General features: G+C 70.4%; 12 protein-coding genes and 1 riboswitch. Of the genes, 9 read left to right on the forward strand and 3 right to left on the reverse strand.

The features are described from left to right. A partial coding sequence (locus tag M9979_RS16340; protein ID WP_254290426.1) for a hypothetical protein occupies positions 1–608 on the reverse strand: 608 nt, incomplete at its 3' end. A gap of 110 nt (positions 609–718) precedes the next feature. Between M9979_RS16340 and M9979_RS16345 the strand changes: the two genes are divergently transcribed. Genes M9979_RS16345 through M9979_RS16355 form a run of 3 tightly spaced genes read left to right on the forward strand, consistent with a single transcriptional unit; the run spans position 719 to position 3,670 of the window. Continuing rightward, positions 719–1,387, forward strand: a complete 669-nt coding sequence (locus M9979_RS16345; RefSeq protein WP_254290427.1) for a response regulator — start codon at positions 719–721, stop codon at positions 1,385–1,387. Further along, complete coding sequence (locus M9979_RS16350; RefSeq protein WP_254290428.1) at positions 1,384–2,742, forward strand: ATP-binding protein; 1,359 nt, start codon at positions 1,384–1,386, stop codon at positions 2,740–2,742. The genes M9979_RS16345 and M9979_RS16350 overlap by 4 nt, the downstream gene beginning before the upstream one ends. 58 nt (positions 2,743–2,800) lie before the next feature. After that, positions 2,801–3,670: an SMP-30/gluconolactonase/LRE family protein gene (locus M9979_RS16355; protein ID WP_254290429.1), complete on the forward strand. Its 870-nt coding sequence runs from the start codon at positions 2,801–2,803 to the stop codon at positions 3,668–3,670. A gap of 372 nt (positions 3,671–4,042) precedes the next feature. Here the strand turns inward: M9979_RS16355 and M9979_RS16360 are convergent, their stop codons facing one another. Next, positions 4,043–5,623, reverse strand: coding sequence for an aldehyde dehydrogenase (NADP(+)) (locus tag M9979_RS16360; RefSeq protein ID WP_254290430.1), 1,581 nt, complete (start codon positions 5,621–5,623; stop codon positions 4,043–4,045). 313 nt (positions 5,624–5,936) lie between these two features. Here M9979_RS16360 and M9979_RS16365 point away from each other — a divergent pair, with 313 nt between their 5' ends. From M9979_RS16365 to alr, 6 genes are all read left to right on the forward strand, one after another. Beyond that, positions 5,937–7,967 (forward strand): TonB-dependent receptor, encoded by a 2,031-nt coding sequence (locus M9979_RS16365; protein WP_254290431.1) that lies wholly within the window; start codon positions 5,937–5,939, stop codon positions 7,965–7,967. A gap of 91 nt (positions 7,968–8,058) precedes the next feature. Then, positions 8,059–8,263, forward strand: a riboswitch (cobalamin riboswitch). A 102-nt stretch (positions 8,264–8,365) separates the two neighbouring features. Continuing rightward, positions 8,366–10,297 (forward strand): TonB-dependent receptor plug domain-containing protein, encoded by a 1,932-nt coding sequence (locus M9979_RS16370; RefSeq protein ID WP_254290432.1) that lies wholly within the window; start codon positions 8,366–8,368, stop codon positions 10,295–10,297. Between the two features lie 170 nt (positions 10,298–10,467). Continuing rightward, positions 10,468–11,265 carry an ABC transporter substrate-binding protein gene (locus M9979_RS16375; RefSeq protein ID WP_254290433.1) on the forward strand — a complete coding sequence of 266 codons (798 nt, stop codon included), beginning with the start codon at positions 10,468–10,470 and terminating at the stop codon, positions 11,263–11,265. Next, entirely contained in the window at positions 11,262–12,218 is a 957-nt protein-coding gene (locus tag M9979_RS16380; protein ID WP_254290434.1) for a FecCD family ABC transporter permease, read from the forward strand. Before M9979_RS16375 ends, M9979_RS16380 begins: the two co-directional genes overlap by 4 nt. After that, on the forward strand, positions 12,209–12,979 hold the full coding sequence (locus M9979_RS16385) for an ABC transporter ATP-binding protein (protein ID WP_254290435.1): 771 nt from the start codon (positions 12,209–12,211) through the stop codon (positions 12,977–12,979). Before M9979_RS16380 ends, M9979_RS16385 begins: the two co-directional genes overlap by 10 nt. Before the next feature lie 54 nt (positions 12,980–13,033). Next, complete coding sequence (alr, locus tag M9979_RS16390; protein WP_254290436.1) at positions 13,034–14,056, forward strand: alanine racemase; 1,023 nt, start codon at positions 13,034–13,036, stop codon at positions 14,054–14,056. Between the two features lie 100 nt (positions 14,057–14,156). Here alr and M9979_RS16395 read toward each other — a convergent pair whose 3' ends face one another. Continuing rightward, positions 14,157–17,216: a TonB-dependent receptor domain-containing protein gene (locus M9979_RS16395; RefSeq protein ID WP_254290437.1), complete on the reverse strand. Its 3,060-nt coding sequence runs from the start codon at positions 17,214–17,216 to the stop codon at positions 14,157–14,159. Between the last annotated feature and the right edge of the window lie 97 nt (positions 17,217–17,313).

Raw genomic sequence — 17,313 nt, forward strand, 5'->3', positions numbered from 1 at the left:
GCGCCGGTGGCGGGCACCGGAGCCCGTGCGCCCGCGACCGGCGCGCCTGCGGCCGGGGGAGGCGGCGGCGGTGCGCCGGCACCACCGGCGGGCGGCGGGGGCGGGGGGGCGCCCGGACCCGCAGCGGCGGGACCTGCACCCGGCGGCGGCGGCGGCGGGCCGTCCGGGCCGCCGTGACGTGGACCGGGACCATGGCCGGGACCGTGCGGCGGGCGACCGGGACCGACCTGCTCGACCGCGCCGTTCGGCCCGACGAGGAAGTGCGCGCGCAGCTGCCCCTCGTCGTAGCGGCCCTGCACCAGCACCGGGGCGCCGCGGGTGACGTTGCTCGCGCCGTCATGCCCGGCGTCGATCATCGCCCGGCCGCTGCCGTCCTGCACGACGAAGCGGTCGCCATAGACCTCCGCGACGCGGCCCTTCACCGTGACGATCCCGTGGCTGTTGCCGAGCTTCGCGATCGGCGTGGCGATCGTCGGTGCCATCTCGACGGACGGCCGCGTCAACGACACCGCGCCCGCGCCGCCGGCACTCGCCGCCAGCATCACCACCGCGCCCAGCGCCAGCCATTGCCGATGTTCCATCGTCAGCGTGTTCGTGAACCTACCCATGTTGCTTCTCCATTTGCGAGGTCGATGGCATGGTTCTAGTCCAGGGTGTCCGACCCACGCTGAACCGCCCGGTTCAGTTTCGGTTTGGCTTTCCGGGATAGGGCGGGCCGATGCGTATCCTCCTCGTCGAAGACGATCCCGAACTCGGCCCCGCGATCGCACGCGCGCTGCGTGCCGAACATTGCGCGGTCGACCTGATCGCCGACGGTATCGACGCCGCGCATCTGGGCGAGACGGAGGCGTATGACGCCGCGGTCCTCGACCTCGGCCTCGCCGGCAAGGACGGGATCACCGTGTTGCGCGAATGGCGCGCGGCGGATCGTACGTTGCCGGTGCTGATCCTCACCGCGCGCCACGGCTGGTCGGACAAGGTCGCGGGGTTCAAGGCCGGCGCCGACGACTATCTGGTCAAGCCCTTCCGCGTCGAGGAGCTTATGATGCGGCTGCGCGCGCTCGTGCGCCGCGCCGCGGGGCATGCGCAGCCGGTGCTGACCTGCGGCCGGCTCGCCTTCGACACGCAGATCGGCCATTTCGAGCTCGACGGCCTGCCGCTGAAGCTGACCGCGTTCGAATGGCGCGTATTGTCTGCGCTGATGCTGCGGCGCGAGGCGGTGATCGAGCGGCTCGACCTGCTGGAACGCGTCTACGAAGGCGATGCCGATGTCGATTCGAACAGCCTGGAGGTGATCGTCGGCCGCTTGCGCCGTAAGATCGGCGCGGAGATGATCGAGACGGTGCGTGGTCGCGGATATCGCCTGACCTGCCCGGCCACGCCATGATGCCGCGGTCGTTGCAGGGGCGGATGCTGCTGCTGTCGGCGGTGGCGATTCTCGCCGCGCTCGGCATCGCCGGTTGGGCTATCGCCGGCGTGCTCGAACGCGTCGTGACCGAGGGGATCGACCGTCGCCTCGATGCCGAGATCGCGCTGCTCGCCAGCACGATCGATGGCGATGGCCGGGTGAACCGGACGCTGCTGGCGCAGCGCGCGGGTGCGCTGGAGGATGCCGGCGGGTGGCGCTGGCGGATCGTCGCGCCGGCGGGCGGGGTCGGATCGGCGGACTGGCCGGCGTTGCGCGGCGAGCCGCGGCCGGACCTCGGTCCCGGTCCCCCGGGGCCTCCCGATCGTGACGGACCAGACCGGCCGCGCGGGATCGACGGCGCGGACGAGGGCGGCCACCGCGTCCACGCCCGTCAGCTGACGCTGGCCACGCATGGTGGCCCGGTGACGCTATCGGTCGCCGCACCGCGCGCGGTGATCGTGCGGCCGCTGCGCGAGGCGCTGGTGCCGTTGCTCGTCGCGCTCGCCATCCTCGCAGGCTTGCTGGCCGCGGCGACGCTCGTCCAGCTGCGCCTCGGCCTCAAGCCGCTGGGGCGGCTGCGTGCGCAGGTCGCGGCGATCCGGGCGGGCGAGGCGACACGGGTCGACGAGGAGCAGCCGGTCGAGTTGCGCGGCCTCGCCGCCGAGTTGAACGCGCTCGCCGCCGATCGTGCCGCGGCGCTCGCCACCGCGCGCGCCGCCGCCGCCAATCTCGCGCATGCGCTGAAGACGCCGGTGGCGACGCTGGCGCTGACCGTCCACGCCGATCCCGCGGCGGCGGCGCAGGTCGCGCGGATCGACGCGACCATCCGTCACCATTTGTCGCGCGCGCGCGGCGGCACCGCCGACACGCGCGCCAGCACGCCCGTCGCGCCCGCGGTCGCCGATCTCGTCCAGGCGATCGCGCGTCTCCACGCCGATCGCGGCCTGCATATCGACCGCGACATCGATGGCGATCCGGTCGCCGCCATCGACCCGCAGGACTTCGACGAATTGCTCGGCAACCTGCTCGACAATGCCGCGCGCCATGCCCGCACCAGCGTCGCGGTTACCGTCCGCCCGCTCGCCGCCGACGCGCGCTGGCTGGCGCTTACCGTCGCCGACGATGGCCCGGGCATCGCACGGGCCGAGCGCGACCGCGTCACCCGGCCGGGCGTCCGCCTCGACGAGCGCGGCGAAGGCCATGGCTTCGGCCTCGCCATCGTGCGCGAACTTGCCGAGCTGCACGGCGGCCGCCTGACGCTCGGCGAGCGCGAGCGCGGCGGCCTCACCGCGCAGGTCACGCTGCCGCGACGCACGACTCATTTGTCAGACTAGACGCGGGTCTCGCGACGCGGGATGAAGCGCTTCCCGAGACGACGAGAGGATTCGCCCGATGACCGACCGCCACGTTCGAACCGTCCTGCCGGTGCAGGCGATCCTGGGCGAGGGACCGGTGTGGATCGGGCGCGACGCCGCGCTCTGGTTCGTCGATATCAAGAGCCGCCACGTCCACCGTTTCGATCCCGCGAGCGGTGCGGCGCGTCGCTGGGACGCGCCCGATCAGGTCGGCTGGGTGCTCCCCGCCGCCGATGGCGGCATGATCGCCGGGCTGAAGAGCGGCCTGCATCGCTTCGATCCCGCCAACGGCAGCTTCACCTTCCGTGCGCAACCGCCGGGCCATCCCGCCTGCAACCGCCTCAACGACGCCACCACCGACCGCGCGGGACGGATCTGGTTCGGGACGATGGACGACGGCGAGAGCGCGGCGAGCGGTCGCCTGTTCCGTCACGCCGGGGGGATGATCGCCGACAGCGGCCTTCCGCCGGTGTGCATCACCAACGGCCCGGCGATCGGCGGCGACACGCTGTATCACACCGACACGGTCGGCAGGACGATCTGGCGCGCGGCGATCCGCGACGACGGCACGCTGGGGCCGGAAGAGGTGTTCGTGAGAATCGAGGATGGCGCGGGTCATCCCGACGGGTCGGTGGTCGATGCGGAGGGCTGCCTGTGGGTCGCGTTGTGGGGCGGCTGGGGCGTGCGCCGCTACGATCCCGCCGGCGCGCTGATCGGCACGGTCAAACTGCCCGCCGCGCAGATCACCAAGATCGCCTTCGGCGGCCCCGACCTCAGCACCGCTTATGCGACGAGCGCGCGCAAGGGGCTGGACGCGGCGGCGCTGGCGGAACAGCCCGAGGCGGGGAATCTGTTCGCCTTCGATGCCGGCGTGGCGGGCGTCGCGGTGACGCCGGTGGCGGTGTAACGCCTTCCTCATTCCTCCCTCGCGTCAGCGGGGGAGGGGGACCGCGGCCGTAGGCCGTGGTGGAGGGGGCGCCTCCACGAGCGCGACGCTCATGGCTTGCCTCCCCCTCCGTCAGCCTGCGGCTGCCACCTCCCCCTTGCGGGCAGGGCTATCGCCTATGACGGATCGGCTGACCGCTTCCTCCAATCCTCCGTCACCCCGGACTTGTTCCGGGGTCCACGGCACGGCAAGCTTGGCGTTTTAGCCTCTTTTCGGGCGCTTGCGGCCCGGTGGACCCCGGAACACGTCCGGGGTGACGGAGGATGCTGGGCTTCTGACTGACCCCTTGATCCTATGCGATTGCCCTGCCCGCCAGGGGGAGGACAGGTCCTATCAGCGCGGGCTCGCCTCGCGCTTGCCGTCCAGCCGCCGCGCGATGCCCCAGCCGTTGTCGTCGCGCAGCGCCGCGGGGAGCAGCGCGGGCGCGAGGTTCTGGAAACATACCGGCCGCAGGAAGCGCGCGATCGCCAGCGTGCCGACCGAGGTGGTCCGCCCGTCGCTCGTCGCCGGGAAGGGCCCGCCATGCACCATCGCCGGTGCGACCTCGACCCCGGTCGGCCAGCCGTTGGCGAGGATGCGCCCGACGCGACGCGCGATCACCGGCACCAGCTTCGCCGCGTGGCCCTCGTCGGTAGCATCGAATTGCAGCGTCGCGGTCAGCTGCCCCTCCAGCCCCGCGAACACCTGCGCAACCTCGGCGAGGTCGCGGCAGCGCACGACGACCGACGACGAGCCGAACACCTCGTGACTCAGCGTACGATCGGCGAGGAACGCCTGCGCGCTCGTCTCGAAGATCGCGCCGACCGCCTGGTTGACGCCGTCGCCCACCTTGCCGCGCGCGACCGTCTGCACCGCATCGTGCGACGCGAGCGCCTCGACGCCCTGTTCGAAGCTCGCGTGGATGCCCGGCGACAGCATCGTCGCGGGCTGGCTGTCGGTCAGCGCCGCCGCGGCGCTCGCGACGAACGTGTCGAGGTCGGGGCTGTCGACCGCGAGCACCAGCCCGGGGTTGGTGCAGAACTGGCCTGCCCCCATCGTCAGCGACGCGACGAATTCGCGGCCCAGCGCCTCGGCGCGCGCGGCGAGCGCGGCGGGGAACAGCACCACCGGGTTGATGCTCGACATTTCGGCATAGACCGGGATCGGCTCGTCGCGCTCGGCGGCGATCTTCACCAGCGCGAGGCCGCCGCCGCGCGAGCCGGTGAATCCCACTGCTTGGATGCGGGGATCGCGGACCAGCGCGCCGCCCAGTTCGTTGGTCTCGCCGGGCAGGTAGGAGAAGACGCCTGCGGGCAGGCCGGCATTGCTCACCGCCTGCTGGATCGCGCGCGCGACCAGCTCGCCGGTGCCGGGGTGCGCCGGATGGCCCTTGACCACCACCGGGCAGCCGGCGGCGAGCGCCGACGCGGTGTCGCCGCCGGCGACCGAGAAGGCGAGCGGGAAGTTCGACGCGCCGAACACCGCGACGGGGCCGACCGCGACGTTGACGCGGCGCAGGTCGGGGCGCGGCAGCGGCGCGCGATCGGGCTGCGCCGGATCGATCGTCGCATCGAGGAAGTCGCCCTGCCGCACGACGCCGGCGAACAGCTTGAGCTGGCCGACGGTGCGCCCGCGCTCGCCCTCCAGCCGCGCGCGCGGCAGGCCGCTTTCCGCCATCGCGCGCACGATCAGGTCGTCGCCGATCGCGAGGATGTTGTCGGCGATCGCTTCCAGGAACGCGGCGCGCGCCTCGGGATCGGTCGCGGCATAGGCGGGAAAGGCCGCCTCGGCGAGCGCGCACGCCTCGGCCACCGCATCGACGCCGGCCGACGAGAAGTCGGGGGTCAGGGCTTCGCCGCTGGCGGGATTGACCGCGGTGAAGCGGTTCGGGGCCTGGCGAGCTTCGCCGCCGATCAGCAGGGCGCCGTCGATCATGTTCAAACCTCTTTCGGATGCAAATGTCGGACTAATGGTAAGGCGCGGGGCCGCGCGGGACAATGACCCAGCGTGGGAAAACCGGGGCGGACCTACACGATCCCGAAGCCGATCCCCTCTCACCGTTCGCGCTGGGCCTGTCGAAGGGCAGGGTACCGCCGGCGAACGGTTCGCTTGTGGAAACCTGTGCTTCGACAGGCTCAGCACGAACGGGGAGCTCGTAGTTGCGGCGCGGCGCCGATCCCCAACCAAACCGATCGCCGGCATCGACGCAGGTCATTGCGATCCCCCGCGATTGCGCCATGAGGGCGCAATGCGTCATCCCGTCCTGCTCGGCCTCGTCTCCATCCTCGCCGCCGCAGGCCCCGCCGCCGCACAGGACAACGGCCCCGACATCGTCGTCACCGGTCGCGGCCTTGCCGCCTCACCCGGCGAGCGCGCGTTCGACGTCGTCACGATCGACCGCGACCGCTTGCAGGCCAACGCCAGCCAGCGGCTGGAAAGCGTGCTCGCCGACGTCGCCGGGCTGCAGCAGTTCCGCCGATCCGACAGCCGCAGCGCCAACCCGACCAGCCAGGGCATCAGCTTGCGCGGTATCGGCGGCAATGCGTCGAGCCGCGCGCTGCTGATCCTCGACGGCGTGCCGCAGGCCGATCCGTTCGGCGGCTGGGTCGCGTTTCCTGCCTATGCCACCGGCCGGCTGGGGCAGGTGCGCGTCACCCGCGGCGGCGGCAGCGGCTATTTCGGCCCGGGCGCGCTCGCCGGCACGATCCAGCTCGACAGCGCCACTCCTGACCAATTGTCGCCGCTGGAAGCGAGCGCCTTCTACGGCAGCCGCGGTTCGCTCGAGGCACAAGGGTCGGCGGCGCTGGTCCGCGACGGCGGTTTCGCGACGCTGTCGGCGGCCTATGCCCGCGGCGACGGCTTCGTGCCGACGGTGGCGGAAAGCCGTGGCCCGGTCGATCGGCCGGCGCCCTACGAGCAGGCGTCGGGCGCGCTGCGTACCGTCGTCACCATCGCACCGTCGACCGAATTGCAGGCCAACGTCAGCGCCTTCACCGACACCCGCGAGCGCGGCACTGCGTTCACCGCCAACCGGTCGGAGGGCGCCGACGCCAGCCTGCGCCTCGTCGGACGGGGCGCGTGGGGCTGGTCGGCGCTCGCCTATCTCCAGACCCGCGCCTTCGCGTCGAGCTTCGCCAGCGTCAACGCCGCGCGCACGACGGTCACCCAGTCGCTCGACCAGTACAATACCCCCGCCACCGGCCTCGGCGCGCGGATCGAGGTGCAGCCGCCGGTCGGACAGGGCATCGACCTGCGCCTCGGCGCCGATGTCCGCGACGTATCGGGCAAGACGCAGGAGCTGTTCACCTTCGTCAATGCCGCGCCGACGCGGCGGCGCGAGGCTGGCGGATCGACGCGGACGGCTGGCCTGTTCGCCGACGGCAGCGTCGCAATCGGCGACCTGACGCTGACCGGCGCCGCGCGGATCGACCGGTGGGGGATCGACGGCGGCTATCTGAGCGAACGCCCGATCGGCGGCGGCGCGGCACTGACCGACAGCCGCTTCGCGACCCGCGACGGATCGGAGTTCACCGGCCGCCTCGGCGCGGCATGGCAGCCGCTGCCGGCGGTGACGCTGCGCACGGCGGGCTATCGCGGCTGGCGGTTGCCGACGCTCAACGAACTGTACCGCCCGTTCCGCGTCGGCAACAACACGACCGCGGCGAATGCGGCGCTGAGCCCCGAACGGCTGACCGGGATCGAGGGCGGCGTGACGCTGACCCCGTTCGCCGGCGCGAGCCTCGCCGCGACGCTGTTCCACAACCGGCTCGATGACGCGATCGCCAACGTGACGCTGTCGTCGACCGCGACGAGCGCCTCGCGCGTCCGGCGCAACCTCGATGCGATCCGCTCGACCGGGGTGGAAATCGACGCACGCTACACGCTGGGGCCGGTCACCGCGCTCGCCTCGTGGAGCCATGTCGATGCGCGGGTTAGGGCATCGGGCGCCGCGCTGGCGCTCGACGGCCTGCGCCCCGCGCAGACCCCGCGCGACGCGGTGTCGGGGACGCTGGGCTGGCGACGCGGCGGCGGCGCACTGTCGGCCACCGTCCGCCACGTCGCCCGCCAGTTCAACGACGACCAGAACAGCCGCAGCCTCGCGCCGGCAACGACGCTCGATGGCTTTGCCGCGCTGCCGGTGACGAACGGGCTGACGATCGAGGCCCGCGCCGAGAACCTTCTCGACCAGCGCATCGAAGCCGGCATTAGCGGCGCCAACATCGTCGAACGCGCCTCGCCCCGCGCGCTGTGGATCGGGGTGCGCGCGAAGATCGGCTGACCGCCGCCAGTGTGGCGCACGGGTGACAGTCGCGACGGCTCGACCGGTCCCGCGCGGTACACGCATTGACGTGCGGCCCCGGCGGCCCCTAAGGGCGCGCCAAGCGAAAGGTCCCCGGAGACGGGGTCAAAAGGGAAGCCGGAAAGCGCCAGGAGAGGCGCCGATCCGGCGCTGCCCCCGCAACTGTGACCGGCGAGCGGTCCCTCCGATGAGCCACTGGTCCGCACGGGCTGGGAAGGTGGAGGGGATGGCGACGACCCGGGAGCCAGGAGACCTGCCCTTCGCCGTCGATCCTCTGCGCGGACGGGGTGTGCCGGGCGGACGAGGGGGGACCCTCGATGAGAGCGACATCCGCCGTGCGCGATGGTCGCGTACGGTTGCGTCCAAGGATGTGCCCGATGACTGCCCGATTACCCAACGCTTCCACCCGCCGTCGCCTGGCGACCGGTGCGCTGACCCTCGCCACGCTGTTCGCCGCGCCCGCCTACGCCCAGATCGCACCCGCGCCCGACGGCGAGGACGAGATCGTCGTCACCGCGAACCGCGTCGCCCAGCCCGCCAGCGAGGTCGGCCAGGCGGTGACCGTCGTCACCCGCGACGAGATCGATCGCCGCCAGACCGTCTCGGTCGCCGACCTGCTCTCGACCACCCCCGGCGTCACCGTGACGCGCAACGGCAGCCTCGGCGGCTTCACCGGCGTGCGCCTGCGCGGTGCGGAAGCGGAGCAGACGCTGGTCGTGATCGACGGCATCCGCGTCAACGATCCCTCCTCGCCCGGCGGCGGCTTCGACTTCGCCAACCTGCTGTCGGCCAGCGTCGAGCGGATCGAGATCCTGCGCGGGCCGAACTCGGTGCCCTGGGGCAGCCAGGCGATCGGCGGCGTCGTCAACGTCATCACCGAAACCCCGACCGAGCGGCTGAAGGCACGTGCCGGCGTCGAATATGGCTATGCCGACAGCCTGTTCGCGCAAGGTGGCGTCTCGGGCCGCAGCGGCGCCTTCTCGGGCGCGCTGACCGGCGGTTACCTGCGCAGCGACGGCATCTCCGCCGCCGCCAACGGCAGCGAGCGCGACGGCTATCGCCAGTACGGCGCGAGCGGCCGCGTCGGTATCGAGTTCACCGACGGCATCGGTGTCGATCTGCGCGGCTATTGGGCCGACAGCAAGACGCAGACCGACGGCTATCCCGCGCCCAACTACATCCTCGCCGACGATCCCGGCTACAGCAAGGCGCAGGAACTGTACGGCTATGCCGGCGCGCATGCGAACTTCGGCACGTTCCGCAACCGCATCGCCTTCACCATCGCCGATATCGACCGCGACACCTTCGCGCGTCCCGGCGCGACCGCCTCGCCGTTCCGCGGCCGGTCGGAACGCTACGAATATCAGGGCGATTTCCAGCCCCTCGAGCAGGTCCGCATCGTGGGCGGCGTCGAGCATGAGGACAGCCGCTACCGCGACGCGAGCCTGCGTCGCTCGGTCGGCGTGACCAGCGTCTATGGCGAGCTGATCGTCAAGCCGGTCACCGCGCTCACCCTGACCGGCGGCGTCCGCAACGACGACCACGATACGTTCGGCAACCACACCACCTTCGGCGCCGATGCGGCGCTCGCGCTCGGCACCGGCACGACGCTGCGCGCGAGCTACGGCGAGGGCTTCAAGGCGCCGACGCTGTACCAGCTCTACAGCCCGTACGGGAACACCCGCCTCGATCCCGAGACAGCACGCAACTACGACGCCGGCATCGAACAGGCGTTCCTCGACGGCCATGCCAAGATCGGCGCGACGTACTTCCACCGCGACACGCGCAACCAGATCAGCTTCCGCGGCTGTTCGCGCGCCGAGCAGGCGACCGCGGGCTCGATCTGCGTCAGCCGCCCCTTCGGCGTCTACGATAATATCCAGCGCACCCGTGCGCAGGGCGTCGAGGTCATGATCGGCCTGCGCCCGGTCGAGGCGCTGACCGTATCGGCCAACGTCTCGTACATCGACAGCGAGAACCGCACGCCCGGCACCGCCTTCCGCACCGACCTGCTGCGCCGGCCCAAGGAGACCGCGGCGTTCGTCGTCGACTATCGCCTGCCGTTCGGGCTCGGTATCGGCGGCACGGTGCAGATCGTCGGCGACAGCTTCGACAGCGACAGCTACGGGTCGCGCGTGCGGGTCGATGGTTACGCGCTGGCAAGCGTGCGCGCCGAACTGCCGCTCGGTGAGCGTTTCTCGATCTACGGCCGCATCGATAACGTCACCGACGCGCGCTACCAGACCGTCGCCGAATACGGCACCTACGGCCGTGCGGCCTATGGCGGCGTCCGCGTGAAGCTGAACTGATGCGCCATACCCCGCCATCGCCCCCGCGGTGGCGGGGGCTCATCGGCGAGTTGGGGAGCGATGCGTCCACCCACTTCCTCCGTCACCCCGGACGTGTTCGGGGGTCCACCCGTCGGCACAACCAACGGTCGGAGGAAATGCGGCACCGTGGACCCCGGAACACGTCCGGGGTGACGGTGGGAGTTGCGGCGATCGTCTTCACCCTCCTCGCCGCCTGCGGGCCCGCGCCGCGGCAGGGCGGCATCGTCTCGACCAACCCCTGCGCCGACGCGATCCTCGCGGCGATCGCCCCCGATCGGCTCGCCGCGGTCAGCCATTATTCGCACCATCCCGCGTCCACCTCGCTGCCGCTCGCCGTCGCGCGCCGCTATCCCGGAGTCGCCGGCACGGCGGAAGAGGTGATCGCCCGCCACCCCGACCTCGTCGTCACCGACACGTTCGCGCCCGCCGCGACTCGCGCCGCCTATGCCCGCGCCGGCCTCAACGTCCTGACGCTCGATTCCCCCACCACCATCGTTGCGAGCGAAGCGCAGGTCATGACCATCGCCCGCGCCGCCGGCGTCCCGGCGCGCGGCGCCGCGCTGGTCCGCGCGATCGAAGCCGCGATCCCGCCCGCGCGCGAGCCCCGCCCGGCGGCGCTGCTCTACATTTCGGGCGACCTCGCCAACGGCGGCGGCACGCTGCTCGACGATCTCATGACCCGCGCCGGGCTGCGCAACGCTGCCGCGGATTACGGCCTCGCCTTCACCGGCACGCTCCCGATCGAGACGATCGTCGCGCACCCGCCCGCCGTGATCCTGAGCGACGGCGACGGCCGCACCGCGGACCTGCGTCGCCGCATCCTCGCGCGCAGCGGCGCCGCCACGGTCGAGGCGAACGTCCCCCGCCGGCTGATGAACTGCGGCGGCCCGACGATCGTCCCCGCGCTGCGCCGCCTCGCCGCGATCCGTGCGGGATTGCTGTCGTGAGCCGCCCGCTGCGCCTGCTGATCCTCGCGCTGCTGGTCATCGCCGGCTTTGCGCTGTCGCTCGTCGCCGGCAAGCAGTGGCTGCCCTGGGGCAGCGACGCCGGAACTGCGATTCTTCTCGAACTGCGCCTGCCGCGCGCGCTGCTCGGCCTGCTGCTCGGCGCGATGCTCGGCCTCGGTGGTGCGGTGCTGCAGGGGTTCCTGCGCAATCCGCTCGCCGACCCGGCGGTGGTCGGCGTGTCGTCCTCCGCCGCTCTGGGTGCGGTCGCCGCGATCCTCTACGCCGGTGCCTCCAGCCTTGGCCTGTTCGCCGCGGCGATGGCGGGGGCGCTCGGGGCGATGGCGCTGCTCGTCGCGCTGACCTGGCGCAACGCCGATCCGGTGGCCTTCATTCTTGCGGGCACGGTGCTGTCGAGCCTTGCCGGCGCGCTCACCGCCTTCCTCATCTCGATCGCGCCCAACCCCTATGCGGTGGCGAGCGTGCTCGACTGGCTGATGGGCGCGCTCACCGACCGCGGCCTCGCCGACCTCGTGCGCGCCGCGCCGTTCCTTATTATCGGCACGATCCTGCTCGCGCTCACCGGGCCGGCGCTCGACGCGCTGACGCTGGGGGAGGGGGCGGCACGCTCGCTGGGCATCCGCCTTGGCCGCGTGCAGGCGCTCGTCGTGCTCGGCACCGGGCTCGGCGTCGGTGCCGGCGTCGCGGCGACCGGGGTGATCGGCTTCGTCGGCCTCGTCGTGCCCCACCTGCTGCGCCCGCTCTTCGGCCATCGCCCGTCGGCGCTGCTGCTGCCGAGCGCGCTCGGCGGCGCGGCGCTGGTCCTGTTCGCCGACAGCCTGTGCCGCCTCGCGCCGGGCGCAGGCGAGGTGCGGCTCGGCGTCGCGATGGCGCTGATCGGTGCGCCGTTCTTCCTTGCTTTGTTGCTCAAGCATCGGGGGCGGGCATGGATCTGATCGCCACCGGCTTGTCTGTCGACCTCGCCGCCCGCCGCGTTCTGACCGACGTCGGCTTGACGCTGAGTCCCGGCCGCGTCACCGCGATCCTCGGCCCCAATGGCGCCGGCAAAAGCACGTTGCTGAAGGCGCTTGCCGGCCTCGTCACCCCCGCCGCCGGCAGCGTCACGCTCGCCGGCGCGCCCGTCGCCGGCCTGCCCCCGCGCGACCGCGCCCGCCGCATCGGCTATCTGCCGCAGGACGCCGCGGTGCACTGGAACGTCGCCGCGCGCGAGATCGTCGCGCTTGGCCGTGTGCCCCATCGCGCGCCCTTCGCCGCGCCGTCGCCCGCCGACCACGCCGCGATCGAGGCGGCGCTCGCCGCGACCGAGACCATTGCGCTAGTCGACCGTCCCGTCGCGCAACTGTCGGGCGGCGAGCGCGCGCGCGTCCTGCTCGCCCGCGTGCTCGCCGGGCAGCCCGACTGGCTGCTCGCCGACGAACCGCTCGCCAGCCTCGACCCCGCGCATCAGGTCGATATCCTCGACCGGTTGCGCGGCGTCGCGGTCGCCGGGCGCGGCGTCGTGCTCGTCCTCCACGATCTCGCGCAGGCGGCGCGCGTCGCCGACGACGTGCTGCTGCTGCGCGACGGCGCGGTCGTCGCGGCGGGACCGGCGGCGGACGTGCTGACCCCGTCGACCGTCGCGCGGGTATTCGACGTCCGCGTCGCGACGCTGCCCGGCGGCCGCATGATGGTGCCGATCGGCCGCATCGTCGGCTGATCCGGGCTCCGCGGGCATCGACGGCGGCGGCGCGGGCGCTTATGCGCTGGCCGGGTGAACGCTCCCCTCCGCCTCCGCCTCGATACCCACGCCCTCATCGCCAACTGGCGCACCCTCGACCGCATGAGCGGCGCCGCCGCCTGCGGCGCGGCGATCAAGGCGAACGGCTACGGCCTCGGCGCCACCGACGTCGCGCGCCACCTGACCACCGCCGGCTGCCGCGATTTCTTCGTCGCCACCTGGGCGGAGGCCGAACGCCTCGCCCCGCTGCGCCTGCCCTTGTCGGTGCTCCACGGCGTTCGCGAAGAGGACATGCCCGCCGCGCTGAGCGGCATCGCCCGCCCGGTGCTCAACACCGACCAGCAGGTCGCCCGCTGGAAGGCGGCGGGCGGCGGCGCGTGCGACGTGATGGTCGACACCGGCATGAACCGCCTCGGCGTCTCGCCCGACGCGGTGCGCGCCGGCCTGCTCGACGGTCTGGCGATCGAGACGCTGATGAGCCACCTCGCCTGCGCCGACGAGGACAGCGCGATGAATGCGGCGCAGCTGGCCGCGTTCGGGACGTTGCGGGGTGTGACGGGCGCGCGGCGGATGAGCCTCGCCAATTCCGCCGGCATCGCGCTGGGGGAGGGCTATGCCTTCGACCTGACCCGCCCCGGCCTGGCGCTGTACGGCGGCATCCCGCGCGGCGCGTTCGCCGACGTAATCCGGCAGGTGGTGAGCCCCGAAGCGCAGATCCTCCAGCGCCGCACGGTGCGGGCGGGCGACACGGTCGGCTACAATGCGACCTGGACCGCGCCGCGGGATACCGAGGTCGCCATCCTCAACCTGGGATATGCGGACGGCTATCTGCGCGGCTTCTCCGATTGCGGCAGCGCGGAGCGGGGCAGGCTGCCGGTCATCGGCCGCGTATCGATGGACCTGATCGCGCTCGATGTAAGCGCGACCCCCGCCGTGGCCGAAGGCGACTGGGTCGGAATCGACTTCGCGCTGCCCGACGCGGCGGCGAAGAGCGGGCTGTCGCAGTACGAACTGCTGACCGGAATGGGCGCGCGCTACGAGCGTATCTTCGTTTAAAACGATGACGTGAGCCTGGCCCTAGGTCAGCGCTTTTCCCGCAAAAAAAAGCCGCTCCTGTTGGGACAGGAGCGGCTCCAGCTAACATATGGTAATCGCTTTAGAAGCCGGCGCGTACATTCGCGAAGAAGGTGCGGCCCACATAGTCATAAGCGCTGTACAGCGGCACATTGCCGATACGGTTGTATGCGCCCGACGAGATTTGCGGCAACTTCTGTTCCAGCAGGTTACGTACGCCGAAGGTGAACTGATACTTGTCGCTCAAGCGCCAGCGAACCGACGTCGAGTGGATGAAGTAATCCTTTGCTTCGAACACATAGGTAGCGCGCGCTGCCTCGGTCAGGCCGATGTAATCCGCGCTGCTGTACGTACCGCCGACCCACTCGACCGAATAGCGGAACGAGAACTTGTCGACACCGAAGCCACCATCGAACACGCCCGACCAACGCGGATTGTTCAGCGTCCCGATATTGTTCTCGATCGGATCTGTCGGCAGCAGCTGAGTATAGCGCTGGCCGAAGCGGGTAACCTGACCACCGATGTCGAAGCTCGTCTCGCCGCGGCGAACCGAATAGCGGGCGTTGAAATCCCAGCCGGTGACGCGCGACGTCGCGATGTTGACGAAGCCAGTGGTCACGGTGAGCGCCTGGTTCGCGGGATTGCGAACCACGAGCGCGCAAATGCTTTCAGCCCGGAAGTCCGGATCATCATAGCATTGCTGCAGGATGGTGCCGGTTCCGAGCTGGGAAACGCCACCATTGACCTTGATGTTGAAGTAGTCTGCCGACAGCGACAGCTTACCCCAATCACCGAAGCTCGGCTGGAAGACGCCACCGGCGGTCCATGCGACCGAGTCTTCCGACTTCAGCCCCGAGTCTGCACCGCCGCGCTGAAGGCTGGTGATGCTGTTCGTCTGTACGAAGCCGGTTGCGAGACCTTCGCTCTGACAATTCTTGACTCGAACCGGATTCTGGCCGGCAGCACCCAGGTTGTTGCAGGGATCGCCGCTGGCAGCCAGGAAGCCGCTGGTAGCGCCCAGATACTGTTCGAAAAGCCCCGGAGCACGATAGCTGGTGCCATAGCTGCCGCGTGCCGACAGCCAACGGACTGGCGAATAGATACCGCCGACCTTGTACGTCGTCTGCGAACCGTAGGACGCGTAATCGGTATAGCGGGCGGATGCCTTCAGCGTCAGGTCTTCGAAGAACGGACGATTGCGCAGGATCGGCACTTCGATTTCGCCGAAGACCTCCTTCACGTTATCGCTGCCCTTGGTGATTGTCGACGACGTGAAGTTGTAGACGTTGCCACGCTGGCTTTCCAACGACGGCGTGTCGTTGAGATCCTGCTTACGATATTCGGCGCCGATCGCGATCTGGACCGGGCCGCCCCAGATGTTGAACAGCGGACCGTCGACGACGGCACTGACGATGGTTTCGCGGAAGCTCGTCTTGCCGGTAACGGGTTCGGCAATGAAGCCGATCCAGGACGCTGGGAACTGACCGCCGACGACCGCAGGGGTCAATGCCGGGGCGGCAACGCATCCGTTCGCGGTATTACGGCACACGAAGCCCGTACCGGAAGCTACGACGTCGAGGCTCTGGTTAAGCTTGTCGGTCAGTACCAGATCCGACGTATAGTCGGCGTCCGACCACGAGCGGAGGACCGAGGCATCATAGTGGAAGCCACCGCCGATTTCGCCACGGATACCGCCCAGCGCGCGGACAAAATCGACCTTCTGGCGGTTGTTGTAGATGCCATAGTCCGCGAACACGCGAATGCCGACGGGAACACCGGGGTTGGTCGGCTGCGCGGCCAATGCAGGAGTCGCGAAGCGCAGGTTCGCCGGGATCAGCGGGCTGCCGAACGGATAGTCGAAGGACAGCTGGCGATTGCCGTTCTGTTCGCTCTTGCGGCGGCTGACCAGCAGCTCGGCGTAGATCTCGGCATTGCCGAGCGCGTTGAGCTCGTAGCTACCCTGCAGGAAGCCCGTATATTGCTGACCCGGATTGACGATTTCGTTGGCGAGCAGCGAATTCGGATACGTGTCGCGGATGCCGAGGGGAAGCGCGCCACCGCCGACGCATTCGAAACCTGCGACCGCACCGGCGGCCGTGCTGTCGGGACGGAAGCGGTTGCAAACCTGTGCCGATGCAGCGCCATACCCGGCGGACGTCGGCAGAGCGCCGTAGCCTGCGGGAACGCCCGGTGCACGATCGACCAGCAGACCGTTGAAGTTGGGCGTACCGATCGTATTGATCGTGACGCCGCCCTCACCGGTGACGCCGGTCGGGTAGCACTTGGGCTGACCGGTCAGCGGGTCGATGAAGTCGCCGGTGCCCGGCGCGCTGTTGGCGTCGGCCTTGCGATAGCTCGTCTGGCAACGGGTGAAATTGACGTCACTCTGCGCGACGGCCTGACGGTTGGAATATTCGAACGACCCGGTGAAGCGGAACCGCTCACCCTGGGTTCCGAACAGCAGGCCGTAGCGTTCGGTCTTTCCCGTACCGATGCCGGGCATGTTGATCTGTGCGTCGGCGAGCAGCCCCTTGAAGTTGGAGCGCGTGATGACGTTCACGACGCCCGCGATCGCGTCCGAACCGTAAATGGACGATGCGCCGCCATTCAGGATTTCGATCCGGTCGACCATGATGTTGGGCAGGACGTTGAGATCGGCGGAGCCCACCGAACCACGCGATCCCGACGGCGCCAGACGACGGCCGTTGAGCAGGACGAGCGAACGGCTCGTGCCGAAGCCGCGCAGCGAAAGCGTGTTGGCGCCCGGGCCGCCGGCCGTCACGAAGCCGCCGTAGGAGTTGTTGATCTGAGCGGTGCCGTTGCTGATCGCTGCGCTTTGCAGAACCTGCGCCGTCGAAGTGAATCCGGCTTGCGCGGCTTGGTCGAAGCTGACGATGTTGACCGGATCGGCGGTGTTGAACTGGTTGCGGCGGATACGCGATCCCGTAACGAGAATATCACCGTTCGAATCGGGCTTTTCGCCACCCTGCGCCGAAGTCTGCTTGCCTTCGTCGTCGATCGTAGCCGGCGTAACCTGTTCAGCGTCCGGCTTGGTCGGAGCGACTTGGGCGGCAGCGTAGGATGGCAAAAGAACAATGGAGCTGGCGAGCGCAGTGGCGCACGCTAAGCGCGATAACGTCATGAAAATTTAACCCCCAGTTGGCGAGCCGTTAGGCTTCGTGATTGAAAGCTGCCGACTGGAGGCTGAGTGCGCAACCTGTTTTATGTCAATGGCATGA

It is taken from the genome of Sphingomonas liriopis, assembly GCF_024211255.1.
GTDB lineage: Bacteria > Pseudomonadota > Alphaproteobacteria > Sphingomonadales > Sphingomonadaceae > Sphingomonas > Sphingomonas liriopis.

Excerpts from the sequence above, each read along its gene's own strand:
- M9979_RS16370 (WP_254290432.1), top strand. The coding sequence starts at position 8,366 with ATGACTGCCCGATTACCCAACGCTTCCACCCGCCGTCGCCTGGCGACC.
- M9979_RS16345 (WP_254290427.1), top strand. The coding sequence starts at position 719 with ATGCGTATCCTCCTCGTCGAAGACGATCCCGAACTCGGCCCCGCGATC.
- M9979_RS16385 (WP_254290435.1), top strand. The coding sequence starts at position 12,209 with ATGGATCTGATCGCCACCGGCTTGTCTGTCGACCTCGCCGCCCGCCGC.
- M9979_RS16355 (WP_254290429.1), top strand. The coding sequence starts at position 2,801 with ATGACCGACCGCCACGTTCGAACCGTCCTGCCGGTGCAGGCGATCCTG.
- M9979_RS16365 (WP_254290431.1), top strand. The coding sequence starts at position 5,937 with ATGCGTCATCCCGTCCTGCTCGGCCTCGTCTCCATCCTCGCCGCCGCA.
- M9979_RS16360 (WP_254290430.1), bottom strand. The coding sequence starts at position 5,623 with ATGATCGACGGCGCCCTGCTGATCGGCGGCGAAGCTCGCCAGGCCCCG.
- M9979_RS16350 (WP_254290428.1), top strand. The coding sequence starts at position 1,384 with ATGATGCCGCGGTCGTTGCAGGGGCGGATGCTGCTGCTGTCGGCGGTG.
- M9979_RS16395 (WP_254290437.1), bottom strand. The coding sequence starts at position 17,216 with ATGACGTTATCGCGCTTAGCGTGCGCCACTGCGCTCGCCAGCTCCATT.